Origin of the sequence: Fictibacillus marinisediminis, from assembly GCF_023149135.1 — a bacterium.
GTDB lineage: Bacteria > Bacillota > Bacilli > Bacillales > Fictibacillaceae > Fictibacillus_C > Fictibacillus_C marinisediminis.
Window position 1 is genome coordinate 83,949 of sequence record NZ_JAIWJX010000002.1, and the last position, 17,826, is coordinate 101,774.

Consider the following 17,826-nt stretch of genomic DNA (forward strand, 5'->3'; position numbering starts at 1 on the left):
GGAAGATGAGAATGATTTTAATGATTGATAACTACGATTCATTCACGTACAACCTTGTACAATATTTAGGAGAGCTGGGAGAAGAGCTTGTCGTCAAGAGAAACGATGAGATCACTCTCGAAGAAATCGAGGCGCTTCAGCCGGATTTTTTGATGATCTCGCCGGGCCCTTGTTCACCGAACGAAGCTGGAATCAGTATGGGAGCCATTAAGCGCTTTGCAGGTAAGATTCCGATTTTTGGTGTATGCCTAGGGCATCAATCCATCGCCCAAGTATTTGGAGGAGATGTCATTCGCTCCGAACGTCTGATGCATGGAAAGACCTCAGAGATTTCTCATGACGGAAAGACCATTTTCAACGGGCTTGAAAAAGTATTTACTGCTACGAGATACCACTCTCTCATTGTAAAGAAAGAAACACTGCCAGAATGTTTCAGTGTGTCAGCATGGACCCCTGAAGGAGAAATTATGGCCATTCGCCATAAGGCGCTTCCGGTAGAAGGTGTACAATTTCACCCTGAGTCGATCATGACAGAAGCAGGCAAAAAGCTGCTGCGGAATTTTATCGATCAATACAAAAATAAAGGGAACATGGTATGTACCTCTCAATAGATGGAAAACTTGTAAGTAAAAATGAAGCTTCTATCTCTCCGTTGGATCATGGATATATGTATGGCCTCGGTGCATTTGAAACCGTCAGAGTCTACAATGGACATCCATTTCTTTGGGAAGAACATATGAAGCGTTTAAAAGAAGCGCTTGTTGAGCTGAATATAAAGCATGAACTGGACAGTGCGGCTGCCTGGATCGATACAAGGCGTTTAATGCGGCGGAACAAATGGAAGAATGCTTATATCCGCTTCAATATTTCAGCAGGAGCAGGTGAGATCGGCCTGCAGACAGACCCTTATTTAAACCCGACTGTCATTATTTACGGCAAACCACTGCCGGAACAGGGTCCTTTTAACGAAAAAGAGCTTGTCGTGCTTCAGACAAGGCGGAACACCCCTGAAGGAAGAATACGCTTGAAGTCCCATCATTATTTGAACAGCATCCTCGGTAAAAGGGAGTTGAACAGGCCTCATGAGCAGGAAGGCCTGTTTTTGACAGAAGATGGATTTGTCAGCGAAGGAACCGTTTCAAATGTTTTTTGGATAAAAGATGGTGTACTTTATACCCCTTCCATAAATACAGGAATTCTGAACGGAATCACGAGGCAGTTCGTCATGGCCAGTGCGGCCAAGATGGGAATGCCGGCAGAAGAGGGTCTATATTCGTCCCTTGATGTACAAAATGCGGACGAGATTTTTTTAACAAATTCGATACAGGAAATCGTCCCGGTTCGCACCTTTCAAGGAAAGGACTTTCCGGGTGCTGGTGGGCAGACGGCCCAATCGCTTTTATTTCTTTATCATTCATGCAGCAAAAGTCTATGGAGCATTGATGAATTGTTTGAAGGGAGAACCTATTATGGGACAGACAGTAACAGCCAAGAATATTAATCATCTCATATCCTGTGGCCCATACACGCTGGATCTATCCAAGAAAACCTATGTCATGGGAATATTAAATGCCACTCCGGATTCCTTTTCTGATGGCGGCAGATACAACACGATTCAACGAGCAGTTGAGCATGCCAAGCAAATGGTAGAAGACGGAGCCGATATTATTGATATCGGGGGAGAATCCACCCGTCCAGGCGGTGAGAAGGTTGGAGCAGAGGAAGAGTTAAGGCGTGTCGTCCCGGTAATTGAGGCAGTCTCCCGCGAAGTGAGCGTTCCGATTTCCATCGATACGTACAAAGCAGAAGTCGCTGAAAAAGCCATTCTTGCCGGAGCCCATATCATTAATGATGTATGGGGAGCTAAGGCGGATGATCAGATGGCCTCCACAGCAGCAAAGCTCAACGTACCCATCATCCTTATGCATAATCGGAGTGATCGTGATTATGCAGAATTGATGCCTGATATCATTGCCGATCTGAACAAGAGCATCGCCATTGTTTCGAAAGAAGGCGTGAAGCCGGAGAACATCATTTTAGATCCTGGAATCGGTTTTGCCAAAACATATGAGCAGAACCTTGAAACGATGAGGAACCTCGACCAGATCGTGGCGATGGGATATCCCGTACTCCTAGGAACATCAAGAAAATCCATGATCGGGAATGCCCTCGATCTTCCGGTGGATGAACGAATGGAAGGAACGGGCGCCACAGTATGCCTTGGCATTGAACGGGGATGTACGATTGTACGCGTCCATGATGTAAAAGAAATGAGCCGCATGGCAAGAATGATGGATGCCATGCTCGGAAAAAGGATGAAGACGCATGGATAAAATATATATGAACGGCCTTTCGTTTTATGGCTATCATGGTGTTTTTCCTGAAGAGAATAAACTGGGCCAGCGATTTTTCGCCGATCTGATTCTTGAGATGGATCTTCAGGCAGCCGGTACAACGGATGACCTTGAAAAAACAGTGAACTACGGTGACATTTATTCAACGGTAAAAGAAATTGTAGAAGGCGAACCGAAGAAATTGGTTGAAACGGTAACGGAAAGCATTGCCTCTGCCCTTCTTTCCAGTTACCCGCTGATTCAGCAATGCACGGTTAAAGTTACTAAACCGGATCCGCCTATCCCGGGCCATTATGACTCTGTTGCCATAGAGATAACCCGGAGCAGAGCCTGATGAATAGTGTTTACCTTTCGCTTGGTTCCAACCTTGGGAACCGGGAAGAGTATATCCAGAAGGCGATCGATGCATTAAATGACCATCCCGCTATTAAAGTGGAAACGATATCATCACTGTATGAAACAGAACCGGTCGGCTACACCGATCAGCCTCCTTTTCTGAATCTGGCGGTAAAACTGCAGACGAGCCTGTCTGCTGAAGATTTACTGAGCATAACCCAGGAAATCGAGAACCATCTGGAAAGAACACGGAAAATCAGATGGGGTCCCAGAACAATCGACCTTGACATTTTGTTGTATAATAGTGAACGTATACAGTCAGAACAGCTGCACATTCCGCATCCCCGTATGCTGGAACGTGCTTTTGTGATGATTCCGTTATTTGAGATTGCTCCAGATCTCACATTCCCAGATACAGACGTATCATTGGATGACGTCTTCAGACAGCTGCAGAATAAAGAAGGTGTGCATATATGGAAGAGGAAAAGTGGGGCAGGAGAATACGGGCCTTTCGAAAACTGAAAGGCTATACACAAGAAGGCCTTGCGAAGGACTTGGGGATCTCTGTTTCTATACTTGGAGAAGTAGAACGCGGAAACCGCAAACCGAAGGAAGAACTTATGATTAAGATTGCAACGATCTTTCAGGTTTCTATAGATGAATTAACGCAAGACCATGTTCAAAAATAAGCGGGGTGAAAAGAATGTTGAAAATCGGTGCTATTACCATGAAGAATCCCGTTGTGCTTGCACCTATGGCAGGTGTCTGCAACCCGGCATTCCGCCTGATCGCCAAAGATTTTGGAGCGGGGCTCGTTTGTGCCGAAATGGTAAGCGATAAAGGTATTCTGTACGAGAACGAAAAATCTTTAAAAATGCTGTATGTAGATGAGAGGGAAAAACCGCTCAGCCTTCAGATCTTTGGAGGAGAACGCGAATCTCTTGTTGCGGCAGCAAAGTATGTAGATAAAAATACAAATGCCGATATTATAGATATCAATATGGGCTGCCCTGTGCCTAAGATCACGAAATGTGATGCTGGAGCAAGATGGCTGTTAGACCCAAACAAAATCTATGAGATGGTTGCAGCTACAGTAGATGCTGTGCAAAAGCCGGTTACTGTAAAAATGCGTGTCGGCTGGGATGAAGACCATATCTTCGCTGTGCAAAACGCACAGGCGGTGGAACGTGCCGGCGGTGCTGCAGTATCTGTGCACGGGCGCACGCGCGTGCAGATGTATGAAGGAAAAGCGAACTGGGACATTATCAAGCAAGTAAAAGAAAGTGTTTCGATTCCGGTAATCGGAAACGGAGACATCTCTACTCCGCACGATGCCAAACATGCGCTTGAAACCTATGGCGTAGATGGCGTTATGATCGGCCGCGCGGCGCTTGGCAACCCATGGATGCTTTATCGCACCGTTCAGTTCCTTGAAACAGGAGAAATTCCTGCAGAACCGACACCAAGAGAAAAGATCGATATTTGCATGCTTCATATGGACCGCCTCATTGATCTCAAGGGTGAAGATGTGGCCGTTCGTGAGATGCGCAAACACGCTGCATGGTATTTAAAAGGCCTTCCTAAAACAGGAACGGTCCGAAACGAAGTAAATACAAAAACAACAAGGGATGAAATGAGCAAGCTCCTCTACGGCTATATTGAAGAAGTAGAAGCTAAACAGCAAGGTAAAGTGAGCTGAGCCAATCGCCCTATTGAATCTTACTAACAGCCAGAACCCAATTCTGGCTTTTGTTGCACTTATGTTTTCTTAATAAAGGCTTCCTGGTGTTTTCAAAATTATTATTTTTAATAATGATATGGAGGAAAAGCAAATGAACCATGAAACGGTTTTGCTTACGAACGAAGGCACCAGGAGGCTAAAGCATGAGCTTAGAAGTTTAATCGAGGAAAAAGTACACTGCCGCACTGAGGATGAAGGCCTTTTTTTAGACAAGAGGATCAAACAGCTCGAACAAGTCCTGTTCCATGCCCGGATTCTCTCCAGTGAAAAAGAGCCCGGACAAACGGCGGAAGTAGGTTCTACAATCACATTGCTGGAACTTGAATTTCAGGATGAGATGACGTATACGATCGTACATCCATTTGAAGCCGATCCGAGAGAGTTTAAAATTGCCGCGGATTCCCCGGTAGCCCAAGCGGTAATCGGCAAGCCTCTGAACGCTAAGATTCATATCTCCCTTCCGGGGGGCCATATTTCATATAAAATCATAAACATACAAAATTGCAAAAGGTAGGAGAGTTTTCATGAGCCAGGATTTAGAATTAAATGATTTGCTGCGTGTCCGCAGAGAAAAAATGAACAGCATCCGTGAAAGCGGGAAAGATCCGTTCGGCACTAAATATATCCGCACCCATACAGCGGCAGACATTACTGAGCAATATCAGGATCTATCGAAAGAAGACCTGGAGGAGCAAGGCATTGAAGTAACCATTGCTGGACGCATCATGACCAAGCGCGGAAAAGGGAAAGCCGGATTTGCGCACGTTCAGGATCTGACTGGACAAATTCAAATCTATGTAAGAACCGATGCAGTAGGCGAGGATCAGTATGAGCTGTTCAACACGATCGATATCGGTGACATTGTCGGAATTACTGGTACGGTCTTTAAAACTAAAGTTGGAGAGCTTTCTGTAAAAGCGAAAGACTTTCAGCTGCTTACGAAATCACTTCGTCCGCTGCCTGACAAATTCCACGGCCTTAAAGATGTGGAACAGCGCTATCGCCAGCGTTATGTAGATTTAATCATGAACCCTGAAGTAAAAGACACATTCATCGCCCGCAGTAAAATAATCCGTTCAATGAGACGCTACCTGGATGATCACGGCTACTTGGAAGTAGAAACGCCAACCATGCATTCTATTCCTGGCGGTGCATCTGCACGTCCGTTCATTACGCACCATAACGCGCTTGATATGGAGCTTTACATGCGGATCGCTATCGAGCTTCATTTGAAACGCCTGATCGTCGGCGGTTTGGAAAAGGTTTATGAGATTGGCCGGGTATTCAGAAACGAAGGAGTATCTACTCGTCATAATCCTGAATTTACAATGATAGAACTTTATGAAGCCTATGCAGATTATCATGATATTATGGAACTTACTGAAAATCTTATCGCTCATATTGCTAAAGAAGTACACGGCAGCACGACTGTGAAATACGGTGAATACGAAGTTGACCTCGAACCTCGCTGGAAACGGGTGCACATGGTTGATGCAGTAAAAGAAGCAACAGGTGTAGACTTCTGGCCGCAGATGAGCAGGGAAGAAGCATTCGCCCTTGCTAAAGAACATAATGTTCCTGTGAAAGAAAACATGTCTTATGGGCATATTGTGAACGAGTTCTTTGAACACTTCGTCGAAGAGACGCTCATTCAGCCTACATTTGTATATGGCCACCCAGTTGAGATTTCTCCGCTTGCTAAGAAGAATCCTGAAGATGAAAGATTCACTGACCGGTTTGAATTGTTTATCGTGGGCCGTGAGCACGCTAACGCATTTTCTGAGCTTAATGATCCAATCGATCAAAGAGAGCGTTTTGAAGCACAGCTCAAAGAGCGTGACCAAGGGAACGATGAGGCTCACATGATGGATGAGGACTTTGTAGAAGCGCTTGAGTACGGTATGCCTCCTACTGGCGGCCTGGGGATCGGAATCGATCGCCTTATCATGCTTTTGACAGACTCACCTTCAATCCGTGATGTACTGTTATTCCCGCAAATGCGCCATACCGACAAGTAATAACAAAAGAATTTAACGCCGCCTGCATGCAGTGTGCAGGCGGTTTTATATGTTTTTACACGAAATTGAAACTTTTTTCTTAAATAGTATTGCAAGGTGTTTAAATAGGTGGTATATTATTACCTGTCGCTGCAAAGCTTATGAGTTCAACAAACTTGATAAAAACTTTTTAAAAAGAATGTTGACAGGCTGATGACAGCATGGTAATATAATAAAGTCGCCAATGAGCGACGGCAAACGACAGCTTAATAGTTGAAGTTTGATACAAAATGTTCTTTGAAAACCAAACAAAAGCCAGGTAAGTCAGGGATTTTACAATCCCATCAATTTTTAAACTTTAAGAGCTATATCAAACACTTTATTGGAGAGTTTGATCCTGGCTCAGGATGAACGCTGGCGGCGTGCCTAATACATGCAAGTCGAGCGAACCAAAGAGAGCTTGCTCTCTGAGGTTAGCGGCGGACGGGTGAGTAACACGTGGGTAACCTGCCTGTAAGACGGGGATAACTTCGGGAAACCGAAGCTAATACCGGATGATAAAGAGAAACGCCTGTTTCTTTTTTGAAAGTCGGCCTTGTGCTGACGCTTACAGATGGGCCCGCGGCGCATTAGCTAGTTGGTGAGGTAACGGCTCACCAAGGCGACGATGCGTAGCCGACCTGAGAGGGTGATCGGCCACACTGGGACTGAGACACGGCCCAGACTCCTACGGGAGGCAGCAGTAGGGAATCTTCGGCAATGGACGAAAGTCTGACCGAGCAACGCCGCGTGAGCGATGAAGGCCTTCGGGTCGTAAAGCTCTGTTGTCAGAGAAGAACAAGTACCGGAGTAACTGCCGGTACCTTGACGGTACCTGACCAGAAAGCCACGGCTAACTACGTGCCAGCAGCCGCGGTAATACGTAGGTGGCAAGCGTTATCCGGAATTATTGGGCGTAAAGCGCGCGCAGGCGGTTCTTTAAGTCTGATGTGAAAGCCCACGGCTCAACCGTGGAGGGTCATTGGAAACTGGGGAACTTGAGTGCAGGAGAGAAAAGTGGAATTCCACGTGTAGCGGTGAAATGCGTAGAGATGTGGAGGAACACCAGTGGCGAAGGCGGCTTTTTGGCCTGTAACTGACGCTGAGGCGCGAAAGCGTGGGGAGCAAACAGGATTAGATACCCTGGTAGTCCACGCCGTAAACGATGAGTGCTAGGTGTTGGGGGGTTCCACCCTCAGTGCTGACGTTAACACATTAAGCACTCCGCCTGGGGAGTACGACCGCAAGGTTGAAACTCAAAGGAATTGACGGGGGCCCGCACAAGCAGTGGAGCATGTGGTTTAATTCGAAGCAACGCGAAGAACCTTACCAGGTCTTGACATCCTCTGACCATCCTAGAGATAGGACTTTCCCCTTCGGGGGACAGAGTGACAGGTGGTGCATGGTTGTCGTCAGCTCGTGTCGTGAGATGTTGGGTTAAGTCCCGCAACGAGCGCAACCCTTGACCTTAGTTGCCAGCATTCAGTTGGGCACTCTAAGGTGACTGCCGGTGACAAACCGGAGGAAGGTGGGGATGACGTCAAATCATCATGCCCCTTATGACCTGGGCTACACACGTGCTACAATGGGTGGTACAAAGGGTTGCAAAGCCGCGAGGCCGAGCCAATCCCAAAAAGCCACTCTCAGTTCGGATTGTAGGCTGCAACTCGCCTACATGAAGCCGGAATTGCTAGTAATCGCGGATCAGCATGCCGCGGTGAATACGTTCCCGGGCCTTGTACACACCGCCCGTCACACCACGAGAGTTTGTAACACCCGAAGTCGGTGGGGCAACCTTTTAGGAGCCAGCCGCCGAAGGTGGGACAGATGATTGGGGTGAAGTCGTAACAAGGTAGCCGTATCGGAAGGTGCGGCTGGATCACCTCCTTTCTATGGAGACATGAGCGCACTTAGATGCCTCATGAACTTACCTGAGCTTTTGTTTGGTTTTGAAAGAACATCGTTTCTTTCAAACAATAGAGGTTATGTGACGCATTTTTTTGCGCGCACGGACCATGTTCCTTGAAAACTAGATAACGAAACATCCAAACAAAGCCAACTAATTCATTAGTTGTGCGCTGATTTAGTAACAATTAAGACGATTCAGCAGCGACAAGATCGAGGAAGCGAAGTTCTGGAGGAGCGGAGTGTAGTTCGCCTACATGAGCACCGGAAGAACAAAGCTGACGAAGAGATTGGAAGCTGATCAATCGTCGATAAAGGTTAAGCTAGAAAGGGCGCACGGTGGATGCCTTGGCACTAGGAGCCGAAGAAGGACGGGACGAACACCGATATGCCTCGGGGAGCTGTAAGTAAGCATTGATCCGGGGATTTCCGAATGGGGGAACCCACCATCCGTAATGGGATGGTATCCATATCTGAATACATAGGATATGAGAAGGCAGACCCGGGGAACTGAAACATCTAAGTACCCGGAGGAAGAGAAAGCAAATGCGATTTCCTGAGTAGCGGCGAGCGAAACGGAATCAGCCCAAACCAGAGGGCTTGCCCTCTGGGGTTGTAGGACACTCAACATGGAGTTACAAAGGAACGGGGTAGATGAAGCGGTCTGGAAAGGCCAGCCAAAGAAGGTAACAGCCCTGTAGTTGAAACTTCGTTCCCTCCTGAGTGGATCCTGAGTACGGCGGGACACGTGAAACCCCGTCGGAATCCGGGAGGACCATCTCCCAAGGCTAAATACTCCCTAGTGACCGATAGTGAACCAGTACCGTGAGGGAAAGGTGAAAAGCACCCCGGAAGGGGAGTGAAAGAGATCCTGAAACCGTGTGCCTACAAGTAGTTGGAGCCCATTAACGGGTGACAGCGTGCCTTTTGTAGAATGAACCGGCGAGTTACGATAACGTGCAAGGTTAAGCTGATAAGGCGGAGCCGCAGCGAAAGCGAGTCTGAATAGGGCGCCATAGTACGTTGTCGTAGACCCGAAACCGTGTGATCTACCCATGTCCAGGGTGAAGTTCAGGTAACACTGAATGGAGGCCCGAACCCACGCACGTTGAAAAGTGCGGGGATGAGGTGTGGGTAGGGGTGAAATGCCAATCGAACACGGAGATAGCTGGTTCTCCCCGAAATAGCTTTAGGGCTAGCCTCGCGGCTAGAGTCCTGGAGGTAGAGCACTGATTGGACTAGGGGCCCCCACAGGGTTACCGAATTCAGTCAAACTCCGAATGCCAGAGACTTATCCGCGGGAGTCAGACTGCGAGTGATAAGATCCGTAGTCAAGAGGGAAACAGCCCAGACCATCAGCTAAGGTCCCAAAGTATACGTTAAGTGGGAAAGGATGTGGAGTTGCCCAGACAACCAGGATGTTGGCTTAGAAGCAGCCACCATTTAAAGAGTGCGTAATAGCTCACTGGTCGAGTGACTCTGCGCCGAAAATGTACCGGGGCTAAACGTATCACCGAAGCTATGGATTGTACCGTAAGGTACAGTGGTAGGGGAGCGTTCGAAGTGCAGTGAAGTCAGACCGGAAGGACTGGTGGAGCGCTTTGAAGTGAGAATGCCGGTATGAGTAGCGAAAGACAAGTGAGAATCTTGTCCATCGAAAGCCTAAGGTTTCCTGAGGAAGGCTCGTCCGCTCAGGGTTAGTCGGGACCTAAGCCGAGGCCGAAAGGCGTAGGCGATGGCCAACAGGTTGAAATTCCTGTACCACCTCCTTTCCGTTTGAACGACGGGGGGACGCAGGAAGGTAGGGAGAGCGCGCGATTGGAAATGCGCGTCTAAGCAGTTAGGCTGATTGTGAGGCAAATCCCGCAATCGTGAAGGCTGAGCTGTGACGGCGAGGGAAATTACAGTACCGAAGTCCCTGATCCTACACTGCCAAGAAAAGCCTCTAGTGAGGAAAGAGGTGCCCGTACCGCAAACCGACACAGGTAGGCGAGGAGAGAATCCTAAGATGATCGGGAGAACTCTCGTTAAGGAACTCGGCAAAATGACCCCGTAACTTCGGGAGAAGGGGTGCTCTGATAGGGTTAACGCCCGAGAGAGCCGCAGTGAATAGATCCAAGCGACTGTTTAGCAAAAACACAGGTCTCTGCGAAGCCGCAAGGCGAAGTATAGGGGCTGACACCTGCCCGGTGCTGGAAGGTTAAGAGGAGGGGTTATCCCTTACGGGAGAAGCTCTGAATTGAAGCCCCAGTAAACGGCGGCCGTAACTATAACGGTCCTAAGGTAGCGAAATTCCTTGTCGGGTAAGTTCCGACCCGCACGAAAGGTGTAACGACTTGGATACTGTCTCAACGAGAGACCCGGTGAAATTATAGTACCTGTGAAGATGCAGGTTACCCGCGACAGGACGGAAAGACCCCATGGAGCTTTACTGCAGCTTGATATTGGATTTTGGTACAGTTTGTACAGGATAGGTAGGAGCCTGAGAAGTCGGAGCGCCAGCTTCGATGGAGGCGTCGGTGGGATACTACCCTGACTGTATTGAAATTCTAACCTGGAACCGTGATCCGGTTCGGAGACAGTGTCAGGTGGGCAGTTTGACTGGGGCGGTCGCCTCCTAAATTGTAACGGAGGCGCCCAAAGGTTCCCTCAGAATGGTTGGAAATCATTCGCAGAGTGTAAAGGCACAAGGGAGCTTGACTGCGAGACCTACAAGTCGAGCAGGGACGAAAGTCGGGCTTAGTGATCCGGTGGTTCCGCATGGAAGGGCCATCGCTCAACGGATAAAAGCTACCCTGGGGATAACAGGCTTATCTCCCCCAAGAGTCCACATCGACGGGGAGGTTTGGCACCTCGATGTCGGCTCATCGCATCCTGGGGCTGAAGTAGGTCCCAAGGGTTGGGCTGTTCGCCCATTAAAGCGGTACGCGAGCTGGGTTCAGAACGTCGTGAGACAGTTCGGTCCCTATCCGTCGCGGGCGCAGGAAATTTGAGAGGAGCTGTCCTTAGTACGAGAGGACCGGGATGGACACACCGCTGGTGTACCAGTTGTTCCGCCAGGGGCATAGCTGGGTAGCTACGTGTGGACGGGATAAGTGCTGAAAGCATCTAAGCATGAAGCCCCCCTCAAGATGAGATTTCCCATCACGTTAAGTGAGTAAGACCCCTTAGAGATGATGAGGTTGATAGGTCTGGTGTGGAAGCGTGGTGACACGTGGAGCTGACAGATACTAATCGGTCGAGGGCTTATCCTTAAAATAATCAGAAGTTTGGATGAAGAAGTTATCTAGTTTTGAGGGAATATACCTCAAAATATGTCTGGTGGCGATAGCGAAGAGGTCACACCCGTTCCCATACCGAACACGGAAGTTAAGCTCTTCAGCGCCGATGGTAGTTGGGGGCTTCCCCCTGTAAGAGTAGGACGTTGCCAGGCATATACATATGGAGGATTAGCTCAGCTGGGAGAGCACCTGCCTTACAAGCAGGGGGTCGGCGGTTCGAACCCGTCATCCTCCACCATTATTTCGCCGGTTTAGCTCAATTGGTAGAGCAACTGACTTGTAATCAGTAGGTTGGGGGTTCAAGTCCTCTAGCCGGCACCACTTTCAAGAGCCATTAGCTCAGTTGGTAGAGCATCTGACTTTTAATCAGAGGGTCGAAGGTTCGAGTCCTTCATGGCTCACCATTTTCAAAAATTTTATATGCGGGTGTGGCGGAATTGGCAGACGCGCTAGACTTAGGATCTAGTGTCTTATGACGTGGGGGTTCGAGTCCCTTCACCCGCACCATACGGATGCGGAAGTAGTTCAGTGGTAGAATACAACCTTGCCAAGGTTGGGGTCGCGGGTTCGAATCCCGTCTTCCGCTCCATTTTTTTCTGCCTGCCGGGGTGGTGGAATTGGCAGACACACAGGACTTAAAATCCTGCGGTAGGTGACTACCGTGCCGGTTCGAGTCCGGCCCTCGGCACCAATTAAATTTATATGCGCCCTTAGCTCAGCTGGATAGAGTGTTTGACTACGAATCAAAAGGTCGGGAGTTCGAATCTCTCAGGGCGCGCCATATCGGGAAGTGGCTCAGCTTGGTAGAGCACCTGGTTTGGGACCAGGGGGTCGCAGGTTCAAATCCTGTCTTCCCGACCATCTTTGTTAAGGGGCCTTAGCTCAGCTGGGAGAGCGCCTGCCTTGCACGCAGGAGGTCAGCGGTTCGATCCCGCTAGGCTCCACCATTTCGAAAATGTGTTGACATTTTCTTTTTTAATGGGTATGATATGAAAGTTGCTGTTCGAAGCAGCGCATTAGTTCTTTGAAAACCAAACAAAAGCCAGGTAAGTCAGGGATTTTACAATCCCATCAATTTTTAAACTTTAAGAGCTATATCAAACACTTTATTGGAGAGTTTGATCCTGGCTCAGGATGAACGCTGGCGGCGTGCCTAATACATGCAAGTCGAGCGAACCAAAGAGAGCTTGCTCTCTGAGGTTAGCGGCGGACGGGTGAGTAACACGTGGGTAACCTGCCTGTAAGACGGGGATAACTTCGGGAAACCGAAGCTAATACCGGATGATAAAGAGAAACGCCTGTTTCTTTTTTGAAAGTCGGCCTTGTGCTGACGCTTACAGATGGGCCCGCGGCGCATTAGCTAGTTGGTGAGGTAACGGCTCACCAAGGCGACGATGCGTAGCCGACCTGAGAGGGTGATCGGCCACACTGGGACTGAGACACGGCCCAGACTCCTACGGGAGGCAGCAGTAGGGAATCTTCGGCAATGGACGAAAGTCTGACCGAGCAACGCCGCGTGAGCGATGAAGGCCTTCGGGTCGTAAAGCTCTGTTGTCAGAGAAGAACAAGTACCGGAGTAACTGCCGGTACCTTGACGGTACCTGACCAGAAAGCCACGGCTAACTACGTGCCAGCAGCCGCGGTAATACGTAGGTGGCAAGCGTTATCCGGAATTATTGGGCGTAAAGCGCGCGCAGGCGGTTCTTTAAGTCTGATGTGAAAGCCCACGGCTCAACCGTGGAGGGTCATTGGAAACTGGGGAACTTGAGTGCAGGAGAGAAAAGTGGAATTCCACGTGTAGCGGTGAAATGCGTAGAGATGTGGAGGAACACCAGTGGCGAAGGCGGCTTTTTGGCCTGTAACTGACGCTGAGGCGCGAAAGCGTGGGGAGCAAACAGGATTAGATACCCTGGTAGTCCACGCCGTAAACGATGAGTGCTAGGTGTTGGGGGGTTCCACCCTCAGTGCTGACGTTAACACATTAAGCACTCCGCCTGGGGAGTACGACCGCAAGGTTGAAACTCAAAGGAATTGACGGGGGCCCGCACAAGCAGTGGAGCATGTGGTTTAATTCGAAGCAACGCGAAGAACCTTACCAGGTCTTGACATCCTCTGACCATCCTAGAGATAGGACTTTCCCCTTCGGGGGACAGAGTGACAGGTGGTGCATGGTTGTCGTCAGCTCGTGTCGTGAGATGTTGGGTTAAGTCCCGCAACGAGCGCAACCCTTGACCTTAGTTGCCAGCATTCAGTTGGGCACTCTAAGGTGACTGCCGGTGACAAACCGGAGGAAGGTGGGGATGACGTCAAATCATCATGCCCCTTATGACCTGGGCTACACACGTGCTACAATGGGTGGTACAAAGGGTTGCAAAGCCGCGAGGCCGAGCCAATCCCAAAAAGCCACTCTCAGTTCGGATTGTAGGCTGCAACTCGCCTACATGAAGCCGGAATTGCTAGTAATCGCGGATCAGCATGCCGCGGTGAATACGTTCCCGGGCCTTGTACACACCGCCCGTCACACCACGAGAGTTTGTAACACCCGAAGTCGGTGGGGTAACCTTTTAGGAGCCAGCCGCCGAAGGTGGGACAGATGATTGGGGTGAAGTCGTAACAAGGTAGCCGTATCGGAAGGTGCGGCTGGATCACCTCCTTTCTATGGAGACATGAGTGCACTTAGATGCCTCATGAACTTACCTGAGCTTTTGTTTGGTTTTGAGAGAACTTCTCTCATCTATAATATGGTGCATGGGCCTATAGCTCAGCTGGTTAGAGCGCACGCCTGATAAGCGTGAGGTCGATGGTTCGAGTCCATTTAGGCCCACCATAACATTTTCATACAGACAAGATGGGGCCTTAGCTCAGCTGGGAGAGCGCCTGCCTTGCACGCAGGAGGTCAGCGGTTCGATCCCGCTAGGCTCCACCACTAGAAAATATAGTTGATATTTTCTTTTTTAGTCGGTATAATATGAAAGTTGTCTCTTGAAGACAACGCCGATATGCACCTGCGATTACTCGGTGCATGTAACACAGAAGGTTACACAGCGTTGTAGCCATGTTCCTTGAAAACTAGATAACGAAACATCCAAACAAAGCCAACTAATTCATTAGTTGTGCGCTGATTATGCAAGACCCATGATCTAACGATCATGTGAAACGATTCAGCTGAAAAGCTGATTCGGTTAAAGGTTAAGCTAGAAAGGGCGCACGGTGGATGCCTTGGCACTAGGAGCCGAAGAAGGACGGGACGAACACCGATATGCCTCGGGGAGCTGTAAGTAAGCATTGATCCGGGGATTTCCGAATGGGGGAACCCACCATCCGTAATGGGATGGTATCCATATCTGAATACATAGGATATGAGAAGGCAGACCCGGGGAACTGAAACATCTAAGTACCCGGAGGAAGAGAAAGCAAATGCGATTTCCTGAGTAGCGGCGAGCGAAACGGAATCAGCCCAAACCAGAGGGCTTGCCCTCTGGGGTTGTAGGACACTCAACATGGAGTTACAAAGGAACGGGGTAGATGAAGCGGTCTGGAAAGGCCAGCCAAAGAAGGTAACAGCCCTGTAGTTGAAACTTCGTTCCCTCCTGAGTGGATCCTGAGTACGGCGGGACACGTGAAACCCCGTCGGAATCCGGGAGGACCATCTCCCAAGGCTAAATACTCCCTAGTGACCGATAGTGAACCAGTACCGTGAGGGAAAGGTGAAAAGCACCCCGGAAGGGGAGTGAAAGAGATCCTGAAACCGTGTGCCTACAAGTAGTTGGAGCCCATTAACGGGTGACAGCGTGCCTTTTGTAGAATGAACCGGCGAGTTACGATAACGTGCAAGGTTAAGCTGATAAGGCGGAGCCGCAGCGAAAGCGAGTCTGAATAGGGCGCCATAGTACGTTGTCGTAGACCCGAAACCGTGTGATCTACCCATGTCCAGGGTGAAGTTCAGGTAACACTGAATGGAGGCCCGAACCCACGCACGTTGAAAAGTGCGGGGATGAGGTGTGGGTAGGGGTGAAATGCCAATCGAACACGGAGATAGCTGGTTCTCCCCGAAATAGCTTTAGGGCTAGCCTCGCGGCTAGAGTCCTGGAGGTAGAGCACTGATTGGACTAGGGGCCCCCACAGGGTTACCGAATTCAGTCAAACTCCGAATGCCAGAGACTTATCCGCGGGAGTCAGACTGCGAGTGATAAGATCCGTAGTCAAGAGGGAAACAGCCCAGACCATCAGCTAAGGTCCCAAAGTATACGTTAAGTGGGAAAGGATGTGGAGTTGCCCAGACAACCAGGATGTTGGCTTAGAAGCAGCCACCATTTAAAGAGTGCGTAATAGCTCACTGGTCGAGTGACTCTGCGCCGAAAATGTACCGGGGCTAAACGTATCACCGAAGCTATGGATTGTACCGTAAGGTACAGTGGTAGGGGAGCGTTCGAAGTGCAGTGAAGTCAGACCGGAAGGACTGGTGGAGCGCTTTGAAGTGAGAATGCCGGTATGAGTAGCGAAAGACAAGTGAGAATCTTGTCCATCGAAAGCCTAAGGTTTCCTGAGGAAGGCTCGTCCGCTCAGGGTTAGTCGGGACCTAAGCCGAGGCCGAAAGGCGTAGGCGATGGCCAACAGGTTGAAATTCCTGTACCACCTCCTTTCCGTTTGAACGACGGGGGGACGCAGGAAGGTAGGGAGAGCGCGCGATTGGAAATGCGCGTCTAAGCAGTTAGGCTGATTGTGAGGCAAATCCCGCAATCGTGAAGGCTGAGCTGTGACGGCGAGGGAAATTACAGTACCGAAGTCCCTGATCCTACACTGCCAAGAAAAGCCTCTAGTGAGGAAAGAGGTGCCCGTACCGCAAACCGACACAGGTAGGCGAGGAGAGAATCCTAAGATGATCGGGAGAACTCTCGTTAAGGAACTCGGCAAAATGACCCCGTAACTTCGGGAGAAGGGGTGCTCTGATAGGGTTAACGCCCGAGAGAGCCGCAGTGAATAGATCCAAGCGACTGTTTAGCAAAAACACAGGTCTCTGCGAAGCCGCAAGGCGAAGTATAGGGGCTGACACCTGCCCGGTGCTGGAAGGTTAAGAGGAGGGGTTATCCCTTACGGGAGAAGCTCTGAATTGAAGCCCCAGTAAACGGCGGCCGTAACTATAACGGTCCTAAGGTAGCGAAATTCCTTGTCGGGTAAGTTCCGACCCGCACGAAAGGTGTAACGACTTGGATACTGTCTCAACGAGAGACCCGGTGAAATTATAGTACCTGTGAAGATGCAGGTTACCCGCGACAGGACGGAAAGACCCCATGGAGCTTTACTGCAGCTTGATATTGGATTTTGGTACAGTTTGTACAGGATAGGTAGGAGCCTGAGAAGTCGGAGCGCCAGCTTCGATGGAGGCGTCGGTGGGATACTACCCTGACTGTATTGAAATTCTAACCTGGAACCGTGATCCGGTTCGGAGACAGTGTCAGGTGGGCAGTTTGACTGGGGCGGTCGCCTCCTAAATTGTAACGGAGGCGCCCAAAGGTTCCCTCAGAATGGTTGGAAATCATTCGCAGAGTGTAAAGGCACAAGGGAGCTTGACTGCGAGACCTACAAGTCGAGCAGGGACGAAAGTCGGGCTTAGTGATCCGGTGGTTCCGCATGGAAGGGCCATCGCTCAACGGATAAAAGCTACCCTGGGGATAACAGGCTTATCTCCCCCAAGAGTCCACATCGACGGGGAGGTTTGGCACCTCGATGTCGGCTCATCGCATCCTGGGGCTGAAGTAGGTCCCAAGGGTTGGGCTGTTCGCCCATTAAAGCGGTACGCGAGCTGGGTTCAGAACGTCGTGAGACAGTTCGGTCCCTATCCGTCGCGGGCGCAGGAAATTTGAGAGGAGCTGTCCTTAGTACGAGAGGACCGGGATGGACACACCGCTGGTGTACCAGTTGTTCCGCCAGGGGCATAGCTGGGTAGCTACGTGTGGACGGGATAAGTGCTGAAAGCATCTAAGCATGAAGCCCCCCTCAAGATGAGATTTCCCATCACGTTAAGTGAGTAAGACCCCTTAGAGATGATGAGGTTGATAGGTCTGGTGTGGAAGCGTGGTGACACGTGGAGCTGACAGATACTAATCGGTCGAGGGCTTATCCTTAAAATAATCAGAAGTTTGGATGAAGAAGTTATCTAGTTTTGAGGGAAT

General features: G+C 49.7%; 9 protein-coding genes, 11 tRNA genes and 5 rRNA genes. All 25 read left to right on the top strand.

What is annotated here, in order from left to right:
* Window positions 1-11 precede the first annotated feature (11 nt).
* A complete protein-coding gene (pabA, locus tag LCY76_RS00485) occupies window positions 12-611 on the top strand; it encodes an aminodeoxychorismate/anthranilate synthase component II (RefSeq protein ID WP_248251055.1) in 600 nt (199 codons plus the stop codon).
* Window positions 596-1,501 carry an aminodeoxychorismate lyase gene (pabC, locus tag LCY76_RS00490; RefSeq protein ID WP_248251056.1) on the top strand — a complete coding sequence of 302 codons (906 nt, stop codon included), beginning with the start codon at window positions 596-598 and terminating at the stop codon, window positions 1,499-1,501. Before pabA ends, pabC begins: the two co-directional genes overlap by 16 nt.
* Complete coding sequence (gene folP, locus LCY76_RS00495) at window positions 1,470-2,333, top strand: dihydropteroate synthase (protein WP_248251057.1); 864 nt, start codon at window positions 1,470-1,472, stop codon at window positions 2,331-2,333. The genes pabC and folP overlap by 32 nt, the downstream gene beginning before the upstream one ends.
* Complete coding sequence (gene folB, locus LCY76_RS00500; protein WP_248251058.1) at window positions 2,326-2,688, top strand: dihydroneopterin aldolase; 363 nt, start codon at window positions 2,326-2,328, stop codon at window positions 2,686-2,688. Before folP ends, folB begins: the two co-directional genes overlap by 8 nt.
* Window positions 2,685-3,212 carry a 2-amino-4-hydroxy-6-hydroxymethyldihydropteridine diphosphokinase gene (gene folK, locus LCY76_RS00505; RefSeq protein WP_248254555.1) on the top strand — a complete coding sequence of 176 codons (528 nt, stop codon included), beginning with the start codon at window positions 2,685-2,687 and terminating at the stop codon, window positions 3,210-3,212. Before folB ends, folK begins: the two co-directional genes overlap by 4 nt.
* Window positions 3,164-3,379: a helix-turn-helix domain-containing protein gene (locus LCY76_RS00510; RefSeq protein WP_053356233.1), complete on the top strand. Its 216-nt coding sequence runs from the start codon at window positions 3,164-3,166 to the stop codon at window positions 3,377-3,379. Before folK ends, LCY76_RS00510 begins: the two co-directional genes overlap by 49 nt.
* 14 nt (window positions 3,380-3,393) lie before the next feature.
* Window positions 3,394-4,389, top strand: a complete 996-nt coding sequence (dusB, locus tag LCY76_RS00515) for a tRNA dihydrouridine synthase DusB (RefSeq protein ID WP_248251059.1) — start codon at window positions 3,394-3,396, stop codon at window positions 4,387-4,389.
* A 133-nt stretch (window positions 4,390-4,522) separates the two neighbouring features.
* Entirely contained in the window at window positions 4,523-4,945 is a 423-nt protein-coding gene (locus LCY76_RS00520) for a GreA/GreB family elongation factor (protein WP_248251060.1), read from the top strand.
* A gap of 10 nt (window positions 4,946-4,955) precedes the next feature.
* Window positions 4,956-6,449 (top strand): lysine--tRNA ligase, encoded by a 1,494-nt coding sequence (gene lysS / locus LCY76_RS00525; RefSeq protein ID WP_248251061.1) that lies wholly within the window; start codon window positions 4,956-4,958, stop codon window positions 6,447-6,449.
* A gap of 358 nt (window positions 6,450-6,807) precedes the next feature.
* Window positions 6,808-8,357: ribosomal RNA gene (locus tag LCY76_RS00530) — 16S ribosomal RNA — on the top strand.
* A 331-nt stretch (window positions 8,358-8,688) separates the two neighbouring features.
* A 23S ribosomal RNA gene (locus LCY76_RS00535) occupies window positions 8,689-11,626 on the top strand.
* A 63-nt stretch (window positions 11,627-11,689) separates the two neighbouring features.
* A 5S ribosomal RNA gene (gene rrf, locus LCY76_RS00540) occupies window positions 11,690-11,805 on the top strand.
* A 10-nt stretch (window positions 11,806-11,815) separates the two neighbouring features.
* Window positions 11,816-11,891 (top strand) — tRNA-Val (locus LCY76_RS00545).
* A 7-nt stretch (window positions 11,892-11,898) separates the two neighbouring features.
* Window positions 11,899-11,974 (top strand) — tRNA-Thr (locus LCY76_RS00550).
* A gap of 7 nt (window positions 11,975-11,981) precedes the next feature.
* Window positions 11,982-12,057, top strand: a tRNA-Lys gene (locus LCY76_RS00555).
* Between the two features lie 18 nt (window positions 12,058-12,075).
* A tRNA-Leu gene (locus LCY76_RS00560) sits at window positions 12,076-12,160 on the top strand.
* A 7-nt stretch (window positions 12,161-12,167) separates the two neighbouring features.
* Window positions 12,168-12,242 (top strand) — tRNA-Gly (locus tag LCY76_RS00565).
* Between the two features lie 13 nt (window positions 12,243-12,255).
* Window positions 12,256-12,344 (top strand) — tRNA-Leu (locus tag LCY76_RS00570).
* A gap of 13 nt (window positions 12,345-12,357) precedes the next feature.
* Window positions 12,358-12,434: transfer RNA gene (locus LCY76_RS00575), tRNA-Arg, on the top strand.
* Window positions 12,435-12,437: 3 nt separating this feature from the next.
* Window positions 12,438-12,514 (top strand) — tRNA-Pro (locus LCY76_RS00580).
* Window positions 12,515-12,524: 10 nt separating this feature from the next.
* Window positions 12,525-12,600, top strand: a tRNA-Ala gene (locus LCY76_RS00585).
* Window positions 12,601-12,759: 159 nt separating this feature from the next.
* Window positions 12,760-14,309: ribosomal RNA gene (locus tag LCY76_RS00590) — 16S ribosomal RNA — on the top strand.
* A gap of 94 nt (window positions 14,310-14,403) precedes the next feature.
* Window positions 14,404-14,480 (top strand) — tRNA-Ile (locus LCY76_RS00595).
* Between the two features lie 23 nt (window positions 14,481-14,503).
* A tRNA-Ala gene (locus tag LCY76_RS00600) sits at window positions 14,504-14,579 on the top strand.
* 261 nt (window positions 14,580-14,840) lie between these two features.
* Window positions 14,841-17,778 (top strand): 23S ribosomal RNA (locus tag LCY76_RS00605).
* Together the 16S, 23S and 5S rRNA genes with 11 tRNA genes alongside form the textbook arrangement of a ribosomal RNA operon.
* The last annotated feature ends 48 nt before the right edge of the window (window positions 17,779-17,826 follow it).